Origin of the sequence: Enterococcus pallens ATCC BAA-351, from assembly GCF_000407485.1 — a bacterium.
Classification (GTDB): domain Bacteria; phylum Bacillota; class Bacilli; order Lactobacillales; family Enterococcaceae; genus Enterococcus_A; species Enterococcus_A pallens.
The window spans coordinates 946,930-968,519 of the sequence record NZ_ASWD01000002.1 but is presented as its reverse complement, the minus strand read 5'-3'; the positions used below and the strand labels follow the sequence as shown (position 1 = coordinate 968,519).

Sequence of the window (21,590 nt, the reverse complement as noted above, 5' to 3'; positions counted from 1 at the left end):
ATACTAAAATAATTTAGCACAAAAGAAATAAAATAGCAAGCATATTTTCTAAGAAAGATTGACAAGACGGCTTTTTGCAGGTAAATTAGACAATGTTAGCTCAAACAGGTAAAAGTTGCAAGTAGAGATGGCAGCCTTTTAGTCGAACTTCCTTTTATTTGCATGAGGGCTATGATAGAATATTATAGTAGAAAAAATGGGCGAGTGTGCCTATTTAAGGAGGCTAACAACAATGGCTGTGAAGATTAATACCCAAACAGGCATGATCGAGATTTCAAATGAAGTCATCGCAACAGTCGTAGGCGGTGCAGTAACCGATGTTTTTGGTATTGTCGGTATGGCAAGCAAGAACCAAATTAAAGACAATATTACTGAAATTTTACGTAAAGAAAACTATTCCCGTGGGGTTGTCGTACGTCAAGAAGAAAATGGCATCGCGGTTGATGTGTATACAATCGTCAGCTATGGAACAAAAATTTCTGAAGTATCCCGCAACGTACAAGAAAAAGTAAAATACAATCTTGAAACGTTATTAGGTGTTAAAGCCAATTCAGTGAATGTATTTGTCCAAGGTGTACGTGTACTGCCAGATTAGGCAGTGTTCTTAAGGAGGATTATCTAAGTGAAGGTAACAGAAATCAGCGCGAGCCAATTCCAAGAAATGGTGGAGGCTGGCGCTAAACGTCTGCAAGCTAATGCAGAATATGTCAACTCGTTGAATGTCTTTCCAGTTCCCGATGGTGATACTGGAACCAATATGAATTTATCTATGACTAGCGGAGCAACAGCAGTAGTCAACTCCCCTTCGGAAAAGGTGGGGGAATTAGCCAATGTACTTGCCAAAGGTTTGTTAATGGGGGCTCGCGGCAATTCAGGCGTTATTTTGTCGCAATTATTCCGAGGTTTTTCTAAAGAAATTCCTGATGTCGTAACCTTAAATGCCCAAGACTTGGCAAAAGCACTGGTTCACGGTGTGGAAACGGCTTATAAAGCAGTGATGAAGCCAGTTGAAGGAACCATTCTAACTGTAGCTCGTGAAGCAGCTAAGGCTGGTGACCGCAAGGCAAAACAAACTGACGATGTCATTGAAGTAATGGAAGCTGTGGTAAAATACGGCAAACGCGCATTAGACAAGACACCAGAAATGCTGCCTGTACTGAAAGAAGTCGGCGTAGTAGACAGCGGCGGTCAAGGTCTATTGTTTATCTATGAAGGATTCTTAAGTGCCTTAAACGGCGAATTCTTAGCAGATGAAAGCTATGAACCAAGTCCAGCCGAAATGGATGAAATGGTGAATGCTGAGCACCACCGCAGTGTTCAAGGACACATGGCGACTGAAGATATTAAGTTTGGTTATTGTACCGAAATTATGGTTCAACTAGGCCAAGGTCCAACAGTAGACAGCGAATTTGATTATGATACTTTCCGTAATTATCTGGACGGAATCGGGGATTCTTTATTGGTCGTAAACGATGATGAAATTGTCAAAGTGCACGTACATACTGAGCATCCTGGTGAAGTGATGAATTATGGTCAAAAATTTGGTTCTTTAGTAAAAATCAAAGTTGATAATATGCGTCTGCAGCATGAAAATATCTTGGAGCATGACGAGCAAGTAGCCGAGTTTGAGGGCACAAGTACTGAACGCAAGCCGTATGCGGTAATCGCTATTTCCGCTGGAGAAGGCATCAAAAACCTATTTGAGAGCTTAGGTGTTTCTTACGTAATCAGCGGTGGACAAACGATGAATCCAAGTACGGAAGACATTTTAAAAGCAGTCAAAGAAGTTAATGCGGATCAAGTAATTGTTTTACCAAACAATAAGAACATCTTTATGGCTGCGGATCAAGCAGCAGAAGTAGCTGAAGTTCCTGTAGCTGTAGTACCAAGTAAGACGATTTCTCAAGGGATGACAGCGATGTTAGCCTTCAATGAGGAACAAAGCTTAGATGAGAATAAAAAAGCGATGACTGATATGCTTGATTCAGTCATCAGTGGGCAAATCACCAATGCGATTCGGGATACATCAATTGATGGCGTCGAAATTCATGAAGGGGATTACCTTGGCATGATTGATGGCAAAATTGTTCTATCAGAATCTGATTTGTATCAAACGACCTTGGACACCTTAAAACAAATGATCACTGCTGATATAGAGATCATTACTATTATTTATGGTGAAGAAGGAACCAAAGCCCAAGCACAACAATTAGCAGAAGCGATCGAATCCCTGGATAACGATTTAGAAGTTGAAATCCACGAAGGTAATCAACCCGTATATCCTTACTTGCTTTCAGCTGAATAAACCAAAGAGGCCGGGATTTCCCGGTCTCTTTTTCTTCTTACACAAATGTGAGGAAAGGAGGAGTTACATGCCCCTGCAAGAAAGCGTGAGTGTCCTGCCTGGCGTAGGTCCCAAGCGTGCACAAAACTTAGCGGAGTTGGGAATACTTACAATCGAAGATCTGTTAAGCTATTACCCTTTTCGCTACGAAGATATTCAGGAAAAGAACTTATTGGAAATTAATGACCAGGAAAAAGTGACGTTAAAAGGAGTTGTAGTTTCTGCTCCCGTATTGAACCGCTTTGGCTATAAAAAAAGTCGGCTGCAATTTCGTATGATGCAGGATCACGCTGTTTTTACAGTTTCCTTTTTCAATCAGCCTTATTTGAAAGATAAAGCTGAGGTTGGTGAAGAAATTGCGGTGTATGGCAAGTGGGATGCTAAACGCAAATCACTAACTGGAATGAAAATTTTAGGTGGGAAGCAAACTGAGGATTTTGCTCCGATTTATCATGTCTCCAAGTCGGTACGGCAAAGTACGCTAGTGGAACTGATTAAAGTAGGCTTTGAAAAGTACGGCGCTGAAATACCTGAGAATCTACCGGTTTATTTGTTAGAAAAATATCGGCTGATTTCTCGTAAACAAGCCATGTATGCGATGCATTTCCCTCGAAATCCTGAAGAGAGCCATCAAGCCAAGCGGCGAGTGGTGTTTGAGGAGTTTTTCCTATTTCAAATGCGGATGCAAGGCCTTAAAAACCGCGAACGCAGCGAGAAAAATGGCATCGCAATTCGTTATGATGTGCAGCGCTTGAAGCAATTTACTCAAAGTCTGCCCTTTGAATTAACGGATGCTCAAAAACGCGTAACGAACGAAATCTGTTACGATTTGCGCAGCAAGAACCATATGCAACGCCTTTTGCAAGGAGATGTTGGTAGTGGGAAGACAGTAGTAGCAGCCATTGCTTTATATGCTGCCATGACCGCAGGCTTCCAAGGTGCATTAATGGTACCAACTGAAATCTTGGCTCAGCAGCATTTGGAAAGCTTAACACAATTATTTGATCCGTTGGAAGTCAGTATTGCTTTATTAACTGGGTCAACTAAGGCGAGAGAACGTAAGGTGATTCTAGAAGCACTTGCCAATGGAGAGATTGATGTAATTGTAGGGACTCATGCGTTAATCCAAGACAATGTGCAATTCGCTAATTTGGGTTTGGTGATTACGGACGAACAACACCGTTTTGGGGTGAATCAACGGAAGGTTCTCCGGGAAAAGGGGCTGCATCCAGATGTTCTATTCATGACGGCAACTCCGATACCGCGAACCTTAGCCATCACAGCCTATGGTGAAATGGATGTTTCCATTATTGATCAGATGCCAGCCGGCCGCATTCCAGTGAAAACCAGCTGGATTAAACCAAAGCAGCTGGAGCATACGTTGGATTGGGCACGGCAGGAGCTCCAAAGAGGCCATCAGATTTATGTTATCTGTCCTCTGATTGAAGAATCGGAAGCTTTGGATGTTCAAAATGCCACGGAAATTTATGAACAGCTAAAAGACTATTATGCCCCAGATTATCAAGTCAGCTTACTGCATGGTAAAATGAAAAATGCTGAAAAAGAAGCCATTATGGAAGAATTCAAGGACAATCAAAGCCAAATTTTGGTTTCAACAACGGTCATTGAAGTTGGCGTCAATGTGCCCAATGCTACCGTGATGTTTATTATGGACGCTGAACGTTTCGGCTTGGCTCAGCTGCATCAGCTGCGGGGCCGTGTTGGTCGAGGTTCAGAAGCTTCCTATTGTATCTTAGTAGCCAGTCCCAAAAACGAATTGGGAAAAGAGCGCATGAAAATCATGACTGAAACCAATAACGGCTTTGTCTTGAGTGAAAAGGATTTGGAATTGCGGGGACCAGGGGAAGTCTTTGGATTTCGACAATCGGGTCTGCCTCAGTTTATTATTGCCGATTTAGTGAATGATGCCAATGTGCTGGAGGTAGCTAGAACAGAAGCTGCGGATATTTGGAAAGTAGACAATTGGCAGCAGCAGCCGGAATTTTCGCCGTTGGATCAAGTAATTTTACCGTCCAATGCGGGTGAAACATATTTTGATTAGTGTGCTATACTAAAATAAAAATTAAAGGAGTGACGCTCAAATGAAAATCGCAGTTGATGCGATGGGTGGCGACTTTGCCCCACAAGCGATTGTGGAAGGTGTTATGCTGGCAAAGAAAAATCATCCAGAGATTGAGTTCCAATTATACGGAAAAGAAGATGCAATTCGTCAATACGTGACGGATGAAACCAATATTACGATTATTCATACTGATGAAAAAATTAACAGTGACGATGAACCAGTGAAGGCGATTCGCCGAAAAAAGACCGCTTCAATGGTTTTAGCTGCTCAGGCTGTTAAAGAAGGAAAAGCAGATGCGATCTTTTCTGCTGGAAATACCGGAGCATTGCTGGCTGCTGGTTTGTTTGTAGTCGGACGGATCAAAAATATTGAACGTCCCGGCTTGATGTCGACTATGCCAGTCCTGTCTAGTGATCAAGGATTTGATATGCTGGATCTAGGGGCCAATGCTGAAAATAAACCGGAACATTTGCATCAGTATGCTATTTTAGGATCATTTTATGCCAAACACGTTCGCGGTATCCAAAACCCACGTGTAGGACTTTTGAATAATGGAACGGAAGAAACAAAAGGCAGCGAGCTGACTAAGCAAGCGTATCAATTGCTGCAGGCGGAAGAGAGCATCAATTTTATCGGCAATATTGAAGCCCGCGAATTATTGAATGGTGCTGCAGACGTGGTAGTTACCGATGGTTTCACTGGTAATGCCGTGTTAAAGACAATCGAAGGCACAGCTATGGGCTTAATGCAGTTAATCAAGGGTAGTATCAATGATGCTGGAACGAAAGGAAAATTCGGAGCTTTACTGTTGAAAGATACTTTGTACGGCTTGAAGGATAAATTAGATTATTCCTCCCATGGCGGAGCAGTTTTATTTGGTCTAAAGGCACCAGTTATCAAAACCCACGGGTCAACTGGTCCTGAAGCGGTTTCTCATACGATTACTCAGATTCACACAATGCTGGAAACTGACGTTGTCGGTCAATTGGTCCAGTTCTTTGAACAGGAGCAATAAGCCGTCTGACAAGGGAATTTGCCGAAAAAGGTAGACAAACCCTTGAAACAAAAGTAAAATGTACATTGACCTTCTGGTAATTGAATAGGAAATAAATGTTAATCGTATGGAGGTGAATGTTGTTGACGCGTGAGGAAGTATTCGGCAAAGTAGCTGAGATTATCTCAAATCATTTTGAATTAGACAAAGACAAAGTAACATCTGAGTTAAGTATCAAGGATGATTTAAATGCAGATTCAATCAGTATTATGGAATTTGTTCTGGAATTAGAGGATGAGTTTGGTACAGAGATTTCTGATGAAGATGCAGAAAGAATCGAAACTGTTGGTGCTGCAGTTGACTACATTATGGAACATCAAGGATAAGAGTAAAGACGCAGAATCGCAGGATTTTGCGTTTTTTCGTTGAGGAGGAAAAAATGAAGGCAATCGATATGCACTGCGATACGATTATGAAGCTCTATCAAACACCAGAAGCTGAATTAAAAGAAAATGATTTTCAAATTGATTTATTGCGTATGAAAGAAAGTGGAACCGACCTGCAAAACTTTGCGATGTTTATTCCATTGGACGAAGTAGATGATCCATATACGGTCTGTCGTGAAATGATCGATTGTTATCAAAGTGAGATAGGAAAAAATACGGATTTGATTCGAGCAATTACTACGATGGCGGAGTACGAAGAAAATCAAGCTGCGGGACGTCTAAGTGCTTTGTTGACAATGGAAGAAGGGGCACCGCTAGCTGGTCGCTTGGATCGTTTGCAAGAATTTTATGACTTAGGTGTGCGTATGTTGACTTTAACCTGGAATTTTGAAAATGAACTCGGTTTCCCCAATGCGCTTTATTGGAATGAAGTGGAGCAGACGTTAAATCCTGATCAACGAGGATTGACTGAAAAAGGGATTGAAATTGTTCAGCGAATGGAAGAGCTGGGGATGATAATTGACGTATCTCACGGATCGGATCAATTAGTTCGGGATGTTTTAACTTATACTAAGCGACCCTTTGTAGCCAGCCATTCCAATGCTCGAACCATTTGCAATCACCCGCGCAATTTATCTGATGAGCTGATTCATGGAATTGCTGAGCGTGGCGGAGTAATTGGCATGAATTATTACGAAGCTTTTATCCGCCCACCAGGCAGTCAGCAGTCATTAGCAGCAGGCTTGATAAATCATATCAAGCATTTTATCCAAATTGGTGGTATTGAGTGTGTAGGTCTTGGATCAGATTTCGATGGGATTGAAGAGCATCCAGAGTTGGCTGATATTCGGTCAATTGAAAAAATCGAGCAGGCGTTACGAGCAGCAGGCTTTTCGGCTAGCGAGCGTGAGAAAATTTTTTATCAAAACGTGGAACGTTTGTACCGTGAATTTTTATTATAAGAAAAGGTCGTTCTCAACGTGCGAACGGCCTTTTCAAGTCTATCCAATTGCTAGTCCTGTTTCGATTGGATAATGAAGTTTTTAATGACGGGACCGGCTTTTGCGCAGCCAGATATAAGCAACAACCCCGATAATGATTAATCCAATGACAATCATCCAAGTTGTTTTTTGTTCGCCGGTTTTTGGCAGAAGCTTTTGCACGATGCTTTGACTTTCTGAAGAAGAGGGGGTTGTAGCCCCATTATTCACTTTATTTCCAGTAGATTCTGATGTGCTGGTGCTCGTACCAGTACTTTGTCCAGTGGAACTTTCGGTAGCTGGTAACCCTTTTTCAGCGTAGTTAGAGATTAAAGCAATCATTCCTGGCCACAAGTAGCCTCGTTCTTCAACAATTTTTTGTTGGACAGGAGCAATATGCTTCAAGATAGCAATCAGTTCATCATTGCTCAGATTGCGAATTCCCCAAAAACTGCTGTTTGCTGGGTACATTGCTTTCAAATAAGCTTGTAATTGATCGATATCTGAAATCATGTCAAGGCTGCTTTGATAATTGTTGGGATTAAAAGCTAAGGCATTGACTGCTTTGTCATAGGAAAGTGACTTATCTTGATACAAAGCTCGCAGCAGCCGTGCAAAGCTGCCGGCATCCATTCCAACGGTATCATGGTTATAACGCTCAAATAACGTTTGAGCATCTAATAATTGCTGATCTGTGTAGCTGTCAATTTCTTCTTTAGAGATTAGATTTCCACTAATTTCGTACAGCGCATCCCGCCATTGCTGAGCAGTTAAATTTGTCTGCTGCTCTTCGGTGGCTTTAATGCCTAGATCCTTTTCAATATCCTCAACGACTTTTTTTTGAGTATCTTCTGCTTCTTTACTGGATACAGTTTTCTCAGAAGTATTGTTCTTCTCTTTATTAACAGAGGTAGTTGGTTCCTGCCCTGCTGCTGAATCGCTAGTTGCTGTATTTGCTGAATCATTTGTTAGCTCAGTTGATGTTGTAGTGTTTGCTTGGTTGCTATCTACTGTGGATGCAACGGTTTCTTCTTGGGCAGTTAAAGCTGCTCCGTTCCCGTTCATTTCATTTTTTTCAGCATGAACACCCATGGGGAAAGCCAACACACACACTCCTAATAAAAGCCATTTCTTCAAAGTAACCACTCCTTAATCCTTTTGTAACAATAGTGTAACATAAGAAATTTTATTGTAAATAGAAAAATTGCAGTTTTTTGAAAAAAATTTGAGATGTTGAATGAGCAGTAGAAAAATTTCGCTGTTTTTCAAGTTTTTCTTACTATTATTACTTCTCATTTAAAATTTTCCCAAAAAACAGTATAATGGAACGTGATGTAAAACTTTAAAAAAGGAATGTAGCCAATGGATACGCAATTGATCAACGAGCTAAAAGAACGCTATGGCATTGTCTTCCAAGATGTCACGTTACTGGAACAAGCTTTTACTCATTCGTCTTATGTCAATGAGCATCGCAATATGCAGCTTTCTGATAACGAACGTTTAGAATTTTTAGGAGATGCGGTGTTAGAGCTTCAAGTTTCTCATTATTTGTATCGTCAATACCCGGATGTGCCGGAAGGAAAATTAACGAAGCTGCGTTCGGCAATTGTGCGTGAAGACAGTTTAGCTAAATTTGCAAAGAAATGTCATTTTGATCAATACGTATTATTGGGCAAAGGTGAGGAGAATTCTGGCGGCCGTAATCGAGCATCTTTATTGTGCGACCTCTTTGAATCTTTTTTAGGTGCCTTGTATTTAGATCAAGGATATGAAGCCGCTTTGAAATTTATTCAAGCAGTTATTTTCCCAAGAATAGAAGCTGGGGAGTTTACCCGAGAAATAGACCACAAAACCCGTCTGCAGGAAGTACTGCAAAAAAGTGGGGATGTGACGATTGACTATCGTTTAGTTAGTGAAGAAGGTCCGGCTCATGAACGAACATTTACAATTGAAGTGTACGTGGATGACCGACTAATTGGTTCTGGAAAAGGCAAGTCGAAGAAACTAGCAGAACAAGATGCTGCAGCTAAGGCTCTGGCAGCTCTTAAAGCATAATTGGAGGTACCACCTTTCGTGTATTTGAAACGTATAGAGATAGCTGGATTTAAATCCTTCGCTGAACGCACCAAGATCGAATTTGAAACGGGTGTGACAGCGGTAATCGGACCTAACGGCAGCGGAAAAAGCAACATCACTGAAGCCATTCGTTGGGTACTGGGAGAACAATCCGCAAAAAGCCTGCGGGGCGGTAAAATGCCCGATATTATTTTTGCAGGATCAGAAGCAAGAAAACAATTGAATATTGCCGAAGTCACCGTTGTTTTAGATAATACGGATCACTATTTGCCTTTGGATTTTAGCGAAGTCAGCGTTACCCGTCGCTATCGTCGAACGGGAGAAAGTGATTTTTTCATCAATAAAAAGGCCTGCCGCTTAAAGGATATTCAAGATCTGTTTATGGACTCAGGGTTAGGTAAAGAATCCTTCTCTATCATTTCTCAAGGTAAGGTTGAAGCCATCTTCAGCAGCAAACCGGAAGATCGCCGAGGAATTTTTGAAGAAGCCGCTGGAGTGCTGAAATACAAACAGCGTAAACGGAAAGCCGAGCAGAAATTGTTTGAAACTGAAGACAATTTAAACCGCGTACAGGACATTATTTATGAACTGGAGGATCAACTGACGCCTTTAGCAGCTCAAAGCGAAGCAGCGAAAGAATTTTTGACGTTAAAGGAACAGCTGACTGAAACCGACGTTAGTTTGACGGTGGCAAAAATTAAAGCGAATAAACAAGCATGGGAAGTTGCTTGCCAAGAATTTGAAGAGCTCTCGGCAACGGTCGAGGAGCGTTCGCAATTCATTCGCCAAACAGAAGAACAACTGGGCAGCCTGCGGGAAAAACGTGGGAAGCTGGATGAACAGCTGGAAAATGGACAACAACAGCTATTGCATCTAACAGAGGCGCTGAAGCAGACTGAGGGACAAAAAGAGCTGTTAAGCGAGCGTTCGAAAAACACACAAAAAACTAGCGAAGAATATCAAGCTTCTTTGGAACAAAACCGAGAGAAGCAAACAGCGGTTGAAGCGTTAATCCAACAGCTGGAGAACCAGCAGCAGCAAAAAGAAGCTGAAAAAGCAGCGCTGGATGCGGAGATAAAACAATTAACCGCAGAATCAATTAAATACCAAAAGTCGACCAAGGAAGTGTTGGAAGATTTACGTGGAACTTATGTTGAGCTCATGCAAGAGCAAGCCAATGTCAGCAATGAATTGAAATACTTGGAACGTCAGTATACGCAGGAAACCGCGAAGAATCAGCAAAGTGTCTCTCGTTTTGAAGCTTTGCAGGCGCAATTAAAAGAATTGCAGGAAAAACAACAGACAGCCCAAGAGCGAGCTGAAACAGTGGGTGACCAATTAACCAATGAGCAGCAGCAATATCGTGAACTGACAGAAGAAACGACCAAGCAGCAAAAACGATTGCAGCATGAGCAGCAATTGATGTATGAGCTGATGAATCAAGTGCAGCAGGTACGGGCCCGCAAAAAAAGTCTGCAGGAAATTCAGGAAAATTACAGCGGCTTCTATCAAGGTGTACGCAGTGTCTTACAGCATAAAGATAAGCTTTCAGGAATAGTTGGTGCAGTAGCCGAATTAATGGAAGTGCCGCAGGAATATGCTCTGGCAATTGAAACAGCTTTAGGTGCGGCAGCCCAGCACGTCATTGTAGAGAATGAAGCAGACGCACGTAAGGGCATTACTTATTTGCGCCAGCAACGCAGTGGTCGTGCCACCTTCTTACCTTTGACGACAATTAAACCGCGTAGTTTAGCTAGTCATCATTATCAAGCCATTAAGGATCACAAAGGTTTTATTGGTGTAGCCAGCCGATTAGTTTCCTTTGAGCAAAAGGTTTCAACGGTTATGGAAAATCTGTTAGGCGGTATTGTTATCGCACGAGACTTAGAAAGCGCCAACCAATTAGCAAAGCAGCTGCATTATCAAGTTCGGATCGTTTCGTTAGAAGGCGATGTTATGAATGCCGGTGGTTCTATGACTGGTGGAGCGACTAAGCAAGGCAATCGAGGCAACCTGTTTAATCAAGGTCATGAATTGACTACATTAACGAAGCGTTACGAAGAATTAAACCGTGACTTGAAAAATAAAGAGCTTTTAGTAAAACAGATGCAGCAATCGATTCAAGAAAAAACGGGACAAATCGAGGCTTTACGCACCAACGGAGAACAAACTCGTTTGACCTATCAAGAAGCGCAGAGCGAATTGGAACGTTTAGAAGCTGATTTAACTCGTTTAGAAAAAGAACAATCGCTTTTCTCTTATGAAGCGAAGGAGCTGGATCGTTTCTTAAACGAATATCAGCAGCAAAAAGCCCAATTGGAAGCTCAAGCTGAACAATTGCAAACAGAGCAGCAACGGATCGACCAGGAAATTAAACAGTTGAACCAGGAAAGTGATCTGCTGGAAGAACGCCGGACGACCTTAGCCGCTCAGTTAAGCGGATTACAGGCAGATCGTGCTGTAATGGAAGAGCAGCTGAATCATTTCAATCAACAACAAATTATGCAGCACCAGCAGCTAACCGTTTTAGTGAATGAGATGGAAAGCCTAGAAAACCAGCTACTGGCTTTATCAAATGATTCTTCTACTCATGAAGAAACGGTAGAGAGCTTGAACCAGCGTTTGACAGAGTTAGAAGCCGCTCATGAAGAATTAGTGAAGCAACTGTCTGACTGGAAACAAACGCGCCAAGGCTTGCAGCAGCAAGTAGATCAGGCTGATGGTGAGCTGACACTGGCTAACCGTGAGCAGAAGGACTTGCTGGCTCGTCAATCTCAGGCTGATGTCCAAAAAAATCGTTTGGAATTGCAATTAGATAATGAATTGGATTACTTGCAGGAAGAATACAGCTTAAGTTTTGTGGCAGCCGAAGAAATGGCAGATATGACGATTGATGTCGGTCCGGCTCAGCAAGAAGTAACGCGTTTGAAGCAAGCAATTGAAAAATTAGGGCCAGTCAATCTGAATGCGATTGAGCAATATGAACAGGTGGAAGAACGGTATGATTTCTTGACTACTCAAAGAGATGACCTGTTATCGGCTAAAGAACAATTGTTTGAAACAATGGATGAAATGGATGATGAAGTAAAATCACGTTTTTATACGACCTTCCAGGCAATCCGAGAACAATTCAAGCAAGTCTTTCCTAACATGTTCGGCGGCGGTCGGGCAGAGCTGTTGCTAACGGATCCAGATGATTTGTTAAATACCGGGATTGAAATCGAAGCACAACCGCCAGGCAAGAAGCTGCAAAGTTTATCCTTGCTTTCAGGGGGAGAGCGGGCATTAACCGCAATTGCTTTACTGTTTTCAATTATTCAGGTGCGCCCAGTGCCGTTTTGTGTGCTGGACGAAGTAGAGGCAGCCTTGGATGAAGCCAATGTTTCTCGCTTTGGCCGCTATTTGAGCTCATTTGAAGATGACACACAATTTATTGTTGTTACCCACCGTAAGGGAACGATGGAAGCAGCAGACGTCTTGTATGGGGTGACGATGCAGGAATCCGGGGTATCGAAGATTATTTCGGTTCGTTTGGAACAGGTAAATGAAGGTGGAAAATTTGAAATTGGAGAGGAACAGTCCCATGATAAAATTAGTAGCAATTGATTTAGACGGCACATTACTAACGGATGCCAAAACGATTTCTGACAAAAATAAACACGCCTTGGCTAAAGCGAAGGAACAAGGGGTAAAAATTGTTGTTTGTACCGGTCGACCTTTAATTGCCATTGGGGATTATTTGGCAGAGCTGAACCTGATGGAGGAAGGGGACTACTCCATTACATTTAATGGTGGCTTAATTCAAAAGAATAATACCGGTGAATTATTAGGGAAAACGGCGCTGGATTTAGAACAAGTTCAAGATATTTACAATTTGTTTACTAAACTGCCTTTACCAATGGATATTTTGTCAGACGCTCGTTGTCTACAGCTTGCTACTGCACCAGATCATGTTTCCTTATATCCGACGATGAACAAAAAAGTCACTTATTTTCCAGCCATCATCGAGGAATTAACTGAAGATACATTATACAATAAAGTAGTTGCAGCAATTGATGTGGATTATTTAGACGAAAAGATGGCTGAAATTCCAGCAGCTTATATCGAACGTTACGAAATTTGTAAGACCCGTCCTAACTTGTTAGAGTTCATGCCAAAGGGTGTAACAAAAGCATACGGGTTAGAAGTTTTAGGCAAGGAATTGGGAATTAGTGCCAGTGAAATGCTGACCTTAGGCGATGAAGCGAATGATTTACCGATGATTGAATACGCAGGTATCGGTGTAGCCATGGAAAATGCAACCGAAGATGTAAAGGCAGCAGCTGACTATGTCACAGCGACTAACCAAGCGGATGGTGTTGCTTTAGCCATCGAAAAATTTGTTTTGAACTAGGAGGAAAACGATGGGATTATTTGATCGAATAAAAAATGCCTTCATGAGCGAGAAAAAAGAAGAGCAGGAAACACCCGAGTCAGCTGAACAGCAAGAAACCGAAGCAAGTGATGCCAACAGTCAATCCGCTGATAAAATGCCAGCCGATCCGTCTGATTCGACAGAAGAAATCACAGACGTTGAAGCTCCAGCTGATCAAGAGGACCTAACGGATACTGAAGAAACCTCTCTAAAGGAAACTTTGCCAGAAGCGGAAGAATTAGAAGAGGTAGTGGTAGAAGAACCTCAAGAAACAGAAATCTTAACAGATGAAGAGTTAGAAGCACCTGTCGAAACACTAGAAGTAATGGAAGAGCTGACCGAACCTGCTGAAAGCTCTACGCAAGAAAAGTATGACAAAGGGTTGGAAAAGACCCGGAAATCGTTCGGTGACCGGATGAACGAACTATTTGCTCGTTTCCGTCGGGTAGACGAAGAGTTCTTTGAAGAATTAGAAGAAACGCTGATTGGCGCTGATGTAGGCTTTGACACAGCCATTAAGCTGACAGATGCTTTACGTCAAGAGGTGAAGCTGAAAAATGCCAAGAAGCCGTCTCAGATTCAGAATGTCATTATCGAAAAACTAGTTGATATTTATGAAGCTGAAGGAGTAGATGAAAACAATCAGTTGAACCTGCAGCCTGAAGGTTTGTCGATCATTCTATTTGTTGGAGTGAACGGTACAGGTAAAACCACAAGCATTGGTAAGCTGGCTAATCAGTATCAATCAGAGGGCAAAAGAGTCTTGTTGGCAGCCGCGGATACTTTTCGAGCGGGAGCCATCGACCAATTAGTGGTTTGGGGTCAACGTTCTGGTGTAGAGGTCGTTCGTGGAAACGCGGGTGGCGATCCAGCTGCGGTCGTTTATGACGCAGTAGCCAAAGCGAAGAACGAAAATTACGATATTCTACTAATCGACACAGCCGGCCGTTTGCAAAATAAAGTCAATCTGATGAACGAGTTGGAAAAAATTAAGCGGGTTATCCAGCGAGAATATCCAACTGCACCTCATGAAGTTTTATTAGTTGTTGATGCAACTACGGGACAAAATGCGTTGTCGCAAGCTCGACAATTTAAAGAAACTACTGATGTAACTGGCTTAGTTTTAACTAAACTAGACGGAACGGCTAAGGGTGGAATTGTCTTGGCTATTCGCAGCGAACTGCATTTGCCAGTGAAGTTGGTCGGTTTAGGTGAAAAAATTGATGATTTAGCAACCTTTGATCCCAACGATTTTGCCGTTGGTCTATTTAAAGGATTGTTGAAAGAAGAGTAAAACAGAGCTTATTCGCCCAGGCAGCAGAAGCTGGCTGGGCGAATAAGCTTTTTTTACTGGGAAAAATATTTACTTGAAACGTCAATCGAGAGCGAGTTTATACTATATAAATAAAGCTTCAATTATAAGCACGGTCACGCAACAAACAATCGCCACTTGAAAAAGATTGCCGCGATACCAAGCAGCAAGGCTGCCGGTAAGTAAAGCTAGTAAGCCAGCCAAGGGTACTTGTGTGACTTCTAGGATCGCCGGAAAGGTCATCACTGCTAAAGTTACATAAGGAACATAATGCAAAAAGGACTGGATAAAAACATTTTTAATGGGTTTACGCAGAATGGTTAAAGGCAATAGTCGAATGCTGTAGGTAACTGCCGACATGACTAAAATATATAGATAACTGTTAGGCATTTTTTTCACCTTCCTTATTGATAGGAAACAGCAAGGCAGCTAGCGTACAAAGAATGATCGTTAAAAGAATGGTTCGTGAGCCACTGGAAATAGTGGAAAGAATTGGAGCCTTTGCAGTAAAGTAGCTGGCTGCAAAACTGCTCAAGACTAAAATCCCCAATACTTTATTTTGGCGAGTCGGAGGAATAATAACGGCTAAAAACATACCATACAAAGCTACACTCAGCGCGCTGACTAGCTGTAGTGGCAAAATGTTTCCAGAGACAACGCCGATTGCGGTGCCGATTGCCCAGCAGGGAGCAGCAGCTGCTACAGCCCCATACATATAGTAGGGATTTAAATAGCCAGAGCGAGCGATCATTAAGCCGAACAACTCATCTGTAATGTCAAAGCTTAAAAAGAAACGATGAATGAACGGCATTTGCGGAGACAGCTTTTGACTTAACGCGCAGCCCATTAATAAATAGCGTGCGTTGGTAATCAACGTGACTAAGGCCAATTCTAAATAGGAGCTTTTAGCTGCAATCACAACTAAAGCTGCGTACTGTCCAGCGGAAGCATTATTCAACAAGCTCATCAAAAAGCCTTGAAAAGCCGACATCCCAGCATTTCTGACGGTAATTCCCAATGAAAATGCAACAGCAAAATACCCAATTCCGATGGGGATGCCATCCTTAAAACCGACTTTAAATGCGGCGGTGTTGGTAAGCGTTTGCGGATTTTCCTGTTGCAAAAAGTATTCTTTTTCTTCCATCCCTGTTAACACCCTTCGTTTTTATTGTAGGTATTATATCAATGGTTTTTACATTAGTAAAACAAATGATTATAATAGATACATAAGAAAATGTAATGGAGGAGAAGCGATGATATCTCGCTATACTGTATTTTGCCAAGTCATTAAGGCTGGCAGTTTTACGCAGGCTGCGGAAGAGCTGGGGTATTCTCAAAGTGCAATCAGTCAAATCATCAAAGCGCTGGAGCAAGAATTGGGTACCGTCTTAATCCACCGTAAAAAAGATGGCTTGGCTCTAACAAACGATGGGCATCAATACTTTCCTTATTTGCAAGGAATCTCAGTAGCTGAGAAAAACTTGCAGGAGAAGCAGCAAGAGATCAAAGGACTGAAAAATAGCACGATTCGTATTGGAACCTTTACTAGTGTAAGCCGAACCCTGCTTCCACCTCTGATCAAGGCTTTTAAATTAGAATATCCAGCAGTGAATTTTGTGATTCGCCAAGGAGAATATACCAGCATTGCTGAATGGGTCAGGAACAACGAAGTAGACTTAGGGTTTGTCCACACGGCAGCAGTATCTGACATTGAATTACAGGTTTTGTATCAGGATGTAATGGCTGCCATTTTTCCTAAAGAGCATCCGTTAGCAGAGCAAAAAGACGTTTCTTTATCCCAATTGACGAGTGAACCCTTGATTTTGTTAGATGAGGGAACCTATAGCGTGACACTAGCGGCATTCAAACAACAAGAATTGCTTCCTAAAATCGAATATGAAGTATACGATGATTATTCAATTATTGAAATGATTCGCCAAGGATTAGGGTTTTCTATCATGTATCAACGGGTGCTATTAGGGATGGAAGAAGAGTTGGTTATTCGTCCAATTCGAGAACGACCAGAACGGACTGTAGCATTAGCTTGGCGAAATAAAGAGACACTTTCTTACGCTGCACGAACCTTTGCTGAATTCATTGTACATGCAATAAAGGAAGAAACAGACTAAGCAGATGAAAAGCTGAAAAAATAAATTTAAGCATTTCCATTCTTTTTCAATCAATAATTCTATATAATAGGCGTGATGAGGAGGCCTGCACAGATGGAAATCAAAGAAATGATGCGCCAAGAAAAAGTAAAGCCGTGGTTGCTGCAAGCACGCTTTGGAATAGAAAAAGAAAGCCAACGAGTTGACCTGCAGGGCCAGCTAGCTAAAACGGATCATCCGGATAAATTAGGCAATCGTAGTTTTCACCCATATATTCAAACAGACTTTGCTGAGACTCAATTAGAATTAATTACACCGGTCAGTGAGTCAGTCGATGAGGTATTGGCCAGCCTAACCGCTGTTCATGATGTTGCTCAGCGCAGTATGCCGGAAAGTGAAATGATGTGGCCGTTATCCATGCCGCCAGCTTTACCAGAAAAAGAAGAAGACATTGTGATTGCTAAACTGGAGCGTCATGAAGATGTATTATACCGTCGCTTCTTGGCTCGCGAATATGGGAAACGCAAGCAAATGGTCAGCGGGATTCACTTTAACTTTGAATATGGACTGGACTTAGTAAACGAACTGTTTCACTCTCAAACGGAAGTTACCTGCATTGAGGCCTTTAAAACCGAGTTGTATATGAAAATTGCTCGTAATTTCTTGCGTTACCGCTGGCTGTTAACTTACTTGTTTGGCGCTACGCCGCTCAGTGAGGCCGGTTACTTTGTCGATGAAGATCGTCCCAATGAACCAGTACGCAGTATTCGGACTAGTCCCTTTGGCTATGTAAACAAACCTAATGTAAAAGTATCTTATGCTTCATTGGATCGATACAGTGAAGACCTGGCAGAGAATGTTGCGCAAGGTCGTTTGTCTGAAGAAAAAGAATTTTATGCACCCATCCGTATGCGAGGCGGGAAAAAAGTCGCTGATTTGTTCCATACAGGAATTCGTTATGTCGAATTACGCAATATTGATCTGAATCCTTTTGAGCGTATCGGGATTAATGAAGAAGCCATCAAATTCATTCATCTGTTTATGCTGTATTTATTGTGGACAGATGAAAAGGCTCCAGCTGACGAATGGGTAGAGCAAGGCAATCAAATAAACGATGCTGTGTCTCTAGAGCACCCTTATGAACAAACTGCTTACCTGGAAGAAGGAAGACAGCTGTTTGCGGAAATGAAGCAGATGGCCGCAGAGCTGGATCTTCCGGCAGCTGAGCTTTTAGGCAACTATCAGGAATGGCTGGAACAACCAGAATTGACCCTAGCTGCTCGTCTGTTAAAAGCGGATGAAGCAGAAGGGCAAGCTGCGTTAGGTCGACATTTAGGGAAAGAATATTACGACGAAGCATATGCACGTCCTTACCAATTAGCTGGCTTTGCGGAAATGGAATTGTCTACCCAAAGTTTACTATTTGATGCCATTCAACTAGGCTTAGAATTTGAGGTAATGGATCGCAGTGACCAATTTGTTTTATTAAAACATGGTGACCATAAAGAATACGTAAAGAATGCCAATATGACCAGCAAAGATACTTATATTTCACCATTATTGATGGAAAATAAAACGGTAACCAAAATGGTATTGGATCAGGCAGGTTTCAGAGTACCTGCAGGAGAAACCTTTACCTCAATTGAAAAGGCGCAAAAAGCGTATCCGCGTTACGCTAAGCAATCCTTTGTTATTAAGCCTAAGTCCACCAACTATGGTCTAGGAATTACTATTTTTAAGGAAGGCGCCTCACTGGAAGATTACATGGCTGGTTTGGAGATTGCCTTCAAAGAGGACGATTCCGTCCTGATTGAAGAATTTATGGAAGGAACTGAATATCGTTTCTTTGTGATTGATCATCAAGTAAAAGCGGTATTGCTGCGAATTCCGGCGAATGTAGTGGGAGATGGGAAAAAGACTATCAAGCAGTTAGTTGATGCGAAGAATCAAGATCCATTGCGCGGGACGCATCATCGTTCACCGCTGGAATTAATCCAGCTGGGGGATTTAGAAAAACTAATGCTTAAAGAACAAGGCTTCACTATCGATAGCGTACCGGCACCTCAGCAGCAGGTCTTTCTACGAGAAAATTCCAATATTTCTACTGGCGGCGACTCCATCGATATTACCGATGAGATGCACGAAAGCTATAAAGAAATTGCCATTGATGCTGTAGAAGCACTGGGAGCTGAAATTAGCGGGATTGATTTGATCATTCCAGATAAAGACAAGCCTTTTAAAGATGAGAAGGATTATGGAATTATTGAAGCCAATTTCAATCCAGCAATGCACATGCATATCTATCCTTATGCTGGAAAAAGCCGTCGTTTAACACTAGATGTTTTGCGGTTGCTATTTCCAGAATTAGGTTAATAAAAATTTCCAGGTATCCGTACTCTTTGAGTTAGAAAGAGAAAGGAGATACCTGGATTTTTATTATGGGAGAGGGAGAAGGTGTATTTGCTTCATCGGTTGTTTATTGGGCTTTTCCTGCTAGAATAAAGGCAGGAGGTTGGAAAAGCATGAAAAACCAGAAGGCAATCACGATTCAGAAAAATTTGCGCTTTTTACGCATGCAGCATAATTTTACCTTAGAGGAAGCAGCTGAAAAAATCGGAGTCACTCGCCAGGCCATGGCTAAATGGGAAGCTGGGGATTCAATGCCCGATTTAGTAAACACATTGGCTTTAGCAAATTTGTATGATGTCACTGTGGATGATTTGATGAGCTTTGATGAAGAAGACTCTCTGACCAAGATCGCTCCAAAAGGCAAGCACATGTTTGGGGTGGTAAAGGTTCAAGAACAGGGACAAATTGTTATTCCTAAAGAGGCTCAAGAGGTTTTTAAAATAGAAAAAGGCGACAGCTTTGTATTGTTGGGGGATGAAGATCCCGAATCCTTTGGTTTAGCGCTGGTACCAGTTGATCTGTTTTTGGGGTTCTCAGAACGAATGAAAAAAGAATTGGAGAAACGTTAACGTTTAGTAGCTGAGAAAGTATTTCTGAGTGTTGGAAGGTTGATCTAACTCATTAATGGTGGTTAGAGATAACCAAGTTTAGCAGTAAGTTTTTTTCTGAAAGTAAAAACAGGGGTCGTTCACGATCATATTTTGACCGATTCGGACATCTTTAACCATTATTAGGTTTCTTTTGCTATTCTTATCTCAGTAGTTACGAAAGAGGTGGGAAAGAATGAAAGATCGAACAATGATGTATTTGATGGCTGCAGCGCTGTTTTTGAATTTTCTAATTCCTGCGCCTTATTGCTGGATTACTTTGGCAGTTACAGCCCTAATCGGTATTAGTTTAATGGTAGTGACTTTAAAACATAAAAATGAAACCAACATATAAAAGCAGGGACTTCAGGTAGAGAAGAAACTGTTTTTTTCATGTTTGAAATATCCAGCATACTAGGAGAATTTTAACGATGCCTAGTCCTGCAAATCCGTCCAAAATTAAACGGGGTGTTCGAATCATTTTTTACTTTACTCTTTTAAAGAATTCACGCGAAGAGTAAAATGAGAATGGGGTGGTCAGATTGGAAAGCGAAATTCAAGAGGTTCTGGCTGCAAAGGATACAAAAGATGCCCTGCAGCGATTTAAGAACTTGGAAGAACAATGCAGCGAGAAGCGTGAAATGTACCAGTATTGGCCGCTTTACTTAGCAGGACTGAAGGGACAAAGATCCTGTAATCGTGCGAGAGGCTTTAAATTAATAATGAAGACGGTAAAGTGGGATAAGCAGCAGCAATTGGATAAATACTTACCAGAAATATTAGCCGTTTTGGATGATGAAAAGTCAATTACAGTTCGCCAGTGTATTCCTTATTTGCGGGAGTTACTAGAGGTTCGACCAGAGTTAAGACCATTGATAATCCGCAAGCTAGAGCAGCTGGAATTATCGAAATACAAAGAAAGCATGCAAAGCTTGATTGCACGTGATATTGCAAATTTACTAGAGAAACTAGGCGATTGAGAGTGCGGATCAGTTTAATTGGCTGCTGCTTTGTAGGGACTTTTTTGGTGGTTTCGTTAAAAATACGAACCACAAATAAAAGAATAACTCCTTGATTGTTTCGAGGTTAGTTTTGCTTGAATCATCACAGGATTTTACTAAATTATCAGAGAGTGAGAAGAGAGAAGGAACGGATATGCTTTTTTCTATATTTGGATTGTTATTGTTACTTTATCCCTTAGCTAATGTACCAAACTTATACAAAAACAAGCAACAGACGGGGACCTATTTTCCATCAAATTCTCGTTTTTTTGTAATAAAAGATAAGTATTTTGGCAATGGTTTGAACATGAAAAATAAGTATGCTTTTGGGATGAATTTATTACTGGCTGGATTGTTGATAGCTTTAGGGGTGTTAGTTGGGTAAAGGAGAGGTTGATGAGAAAACGAAGGAGTTATTTTGTTTTTATTGTTGGGGCAGTATTCATTATTAGCTTAATTGAGGTTTTAACGGGTAGGATAAGTTTGTATGGTGTGCTAGGCTATAGCGCCCTGCTTGTTTTCTTAGCATTAACCTTTTTGTTTGAGAAAAAATGGTTGGTAGGAAGATATTGGCAGTTAGGGATATATACCGCTTATTGGTTTCTAATCGGTACCTTTGGTTCTCTAGTTTTGGCTCAAAATTCAGCGAGTTTTCAATTGCTGTTTCTTTACTTTGGACTGAGTTTTATCGGATCTCTTATCTGGTGCGCGATTTTACCAAGGGTGTTTTCTGAAAAAGTAAATAAGTAGATAAAAGTATTGGCTATTGCGGCTGATACTTTTTTTGTTGTAAAGAATAGTTTTGACAACTGATATATACTGTTATATACTGTTTG

The 21,590-nt window shown here is 41.5% G+C and carries 20 protein-coding genes; 17 read left to right on the top strand and 3 right to left on the bottom strand.

Annotated elements, in window-relative coordinates:
• The first annotated feature begins 232 nt into the window (after positions 1–232).
• The 6 genes from I588_RS11040 to I588_RS11015 all read left to right on the top strand — a co-directional run bounded on the left by I588_RS11040 (position 233) and on the right by I588_RS11015 (position 6,829).
• The gene (locus tag I588_RS11040; protein WP_010756474.1) at positions 233–595 is read left to right on the top strand and encodes an Asp23/Gls24 family envelope stress response protein; all 363 of its coding nucleotides are present in this window, start codon (positions 233–235) and stop codon (positions 593–595) included.
• A gap of 27 nt (positions 596–622) precedes the next feature.
• Entirely contained in the window at positions 623–2,305 is a 1,683-nt protein-coding gene (locus I588_RS11035) for a DAK2 domain-containing protein (protein WP_010756475.1), read from the top strand.
• Positions 2,306–2,372: 67 nt separating this feature from the next.
• The gene (gene recG / locus I588_RS11030; RefSeq protein WP_010756476.1) at positions 2,373–4,406 is read left to right on the top strand and encodes an ATP-dependent DNA helicase RecG; all 2,034 of its coding nucleotides are present in this window, start codon (positions 2,373–2,375) and stop codon (positions 4,404–4,406) included.
• A gap of 40 nt (positions 4,407–4,446) precedes the next feature.
• A complete protein-coding gene (gene plsX / locus I588_RS11025) occupies positions 4,447–5,442 on the top strand; it encodes a phosphate acyltransferase PlsX (protein WP_010756477.1) in 996 nt (331 codons plus the stop codon).
• A 122-nt stretch (positions 5,443–5,564) separates the two neighbouring features.
• Positions 5,565–5,807, top strand: a complete 243-nt coding sequence (gene acpP, locus I588_RS11020; protein ID WP_174316925.1) for an acyl carrier protein — start codon at positions 5,565–5,567, stop codon at positions 5,805–5,807.
• Positions 5,808–5,860: 53 nt separating this feature from the next.
• A complete protein-coding gene (locus I588_RS11015; RefSeq protein ID WP_010756479.1) occupies positions 5,861–6,829 on the top strand; it encodes a dipeptidase in 969 nt (322 codons plus the stop codon).
• Positions 6,830–6,910: 81 nt separating this feature from the next.
• Here I588_RS11015 and I588_RS11010 read toward each other — a convergent pair whose 3' ends face one another.
• Positions 6,911–7,993 (bottom strand): LPXTG cell wall anchor domain-containing protein, encoded by a 1,083-nt coding sequence (locus I588_RS11010; RefSeq protein ID WP_487042777.1) that lies wholly within the window; start codon positions 7,991–7,993, stop codon positions 6,911–6,913.
• Between the two features lie 216 nt (positions 7,994–8,209).
• On the opposite strand from I588_RS11010, the gene rnc reads away from it, so the two are divergent.
• The 4 genes from rnc to ftsY are packed head-to-tail and all read left to right on the top strand — an operon-like array spanning position 8,210 to position 14,631.
• Positions 8,210–8,902, top strand: coding sequence for a ribonuclease III (rnc, locus tag I588_RS11005; RefSeq protein ID WP_010756481.1), 693 nt, complete (start codon positions 8,210–8,212; stop codon positions 8,900–8,902).
• An 18-nt stretch (positions 8,903–8,920) separates the two neighbouring features.
• Entirely contained in the window at positions 8,921–12,529 is a 3,609-nt protein-coding gene (gene smc / locus I588_RS11000) for a chromosome segregation protein SMC (protein ID WP_010756482.1), read from the top strand.
• Positions 12,507–13,316, top strand: a complete 810-nt coding sequence (locus tag I588_RS10995) for a Cof-type HAD-IIB family hydrolase (protein WP_010756483.1) — start codon at positions 12,507–12,509, stop codon at positions 13,314–13,316. Before smc ends, I588_RS10995 begins: the two co-directional genes overlap by 23 nt.
• Positions 13,317–13,326: 10 nt before the next feature.
• Entirely contained in the window at positions 13,327–14,631 is a 1,305-nt protein-coding gene (gene ftsY, locus I588_RS10990; RefSeq protein WP_010756484.1) for a signal recognition particle-docking protein FtsY, read from the top strand.
• 102 nt (positions 14,632–14,733) lie between these two features.
• Here the strand turns inward: ftsY and I588_RS10985 are convergent, their stop codons facing one another.
• The gene (locus tag I588_RS10985; protein WP_010756485.1) at positions 14,734–15,039 is read right to left on the bottom strand and encodes an AzlD domain-containing protein; all 306 of its coding nucleotides are present in this window, start codon (positions 15,037–15,039) and stop codon (positions 14,734–14,736) included.
• Positions 15,032–15,793, bottom strand: a complete 762-nt coding sequence (locus I588_RS10980; RefSeq protein ID WP_010756486.1) for an AzlC family ABC transporter permease — start codon at positions 15,791–15,793, stop codon at positions 15,032–15,034. The genes I588_RS10985 and I588_RS10980 overlap by 8 nt, the downstream gene beginning before the upstream one ends.
• A 109-nt stretch (positions 15,794–15,902) precedes the next feature.
• Here I588_RS10980 and I588_RS10975 point away from each other — a divergent pair, with 109 nt between their 5' ends.
• The 7 genes from I588_RS10975 to I588_RS10950 all read left to right on the top strand — a co-directional run bounded on the left by I588_RS10975 (position 15,903) and on the right by I588_RS10950 (position 21,504).
• On the top strand, positions 15,903–16,778 hold the full coding sequence (locus I588_RS10975) for a LysR family transcriptional regulator (protein ID WP_010756487.1): 876 nt from the start codon (positions 15,903–15,905) through the stop codon (positions 16,776–16,778).
• 93 nt (positions 16,779–16,871) lie between these two features.
• Complete coding sequence (gene gshAB, locus I588_RS10970; protein ID WP_010756488.1) at positions 16,872–19,130, top strand: bifunctional glutamate--cysteine ligase GshA/glutathione synthetase GshB; 2,259 nt, start codon at positions 16,872–16,874, stop codon at positions 19,128–19,130.
• A 149-nt stretch (positions 19,131–19,279) separates the two neighbouring features.
• Complete coding sequence (locus tag I588_RS10965; RefSeq protein ID WP_010756489.1) at positions 19,280–19,735, top strand: helix-turn-helix domain-containing protein; 456 nt, start codon at positions 19,280–19,282, stop codon at positions 19,733–19,735.
• Between the two features lie 214 nt (positions 19,736–19,949).
• The gene (locus tag I588_RS27290) at positions 19,950–20,108 is read left to right on the top strand and encodes a hypothetical protein (RefSeq protein WP_010756490.1); all 159 of its coding nucleotides are present in this window, start codon (positions 19,950–19,952) and stop codon (positions 20,106–20,108) included.
• 187 nt (positions 20,109–20,295) lie between these two features.
• Complete coding sequence (locus I588_RS10960; RefSeq protein ID WP_245569575.1) at positions 20,296–20,733, top strand: hypothetical protein; 438 nt, start codon at positions 20,296–20,298, stop codon at positions 20,731–20,733.
• Between the two features lie 112 nt (positions 20,734–20,845).
• Complete coding sequence (locus I588_RS10955) at positions 20,846–21,139, top strand: hypothetical protein (protein ID WP_248628226.1); 294 nt, start codon at positions 20,846–20,848, stop codon at positions 21,137–21,139.
• Between the two features lie 11 nt (positions 21,140–21,150).
• On the top strand, positions 21,151–21,504 hold the full coding sequence (locus tag I588_RS10950; protein ID WP_010756493.1) for a hypothetical protein: 354 nt from the start codon (positions 21,151–21,153) through the stop codon (positions 21,502–21,504).
• Positions 21,505–21,590: the final 86 nt, after the last annotated feature.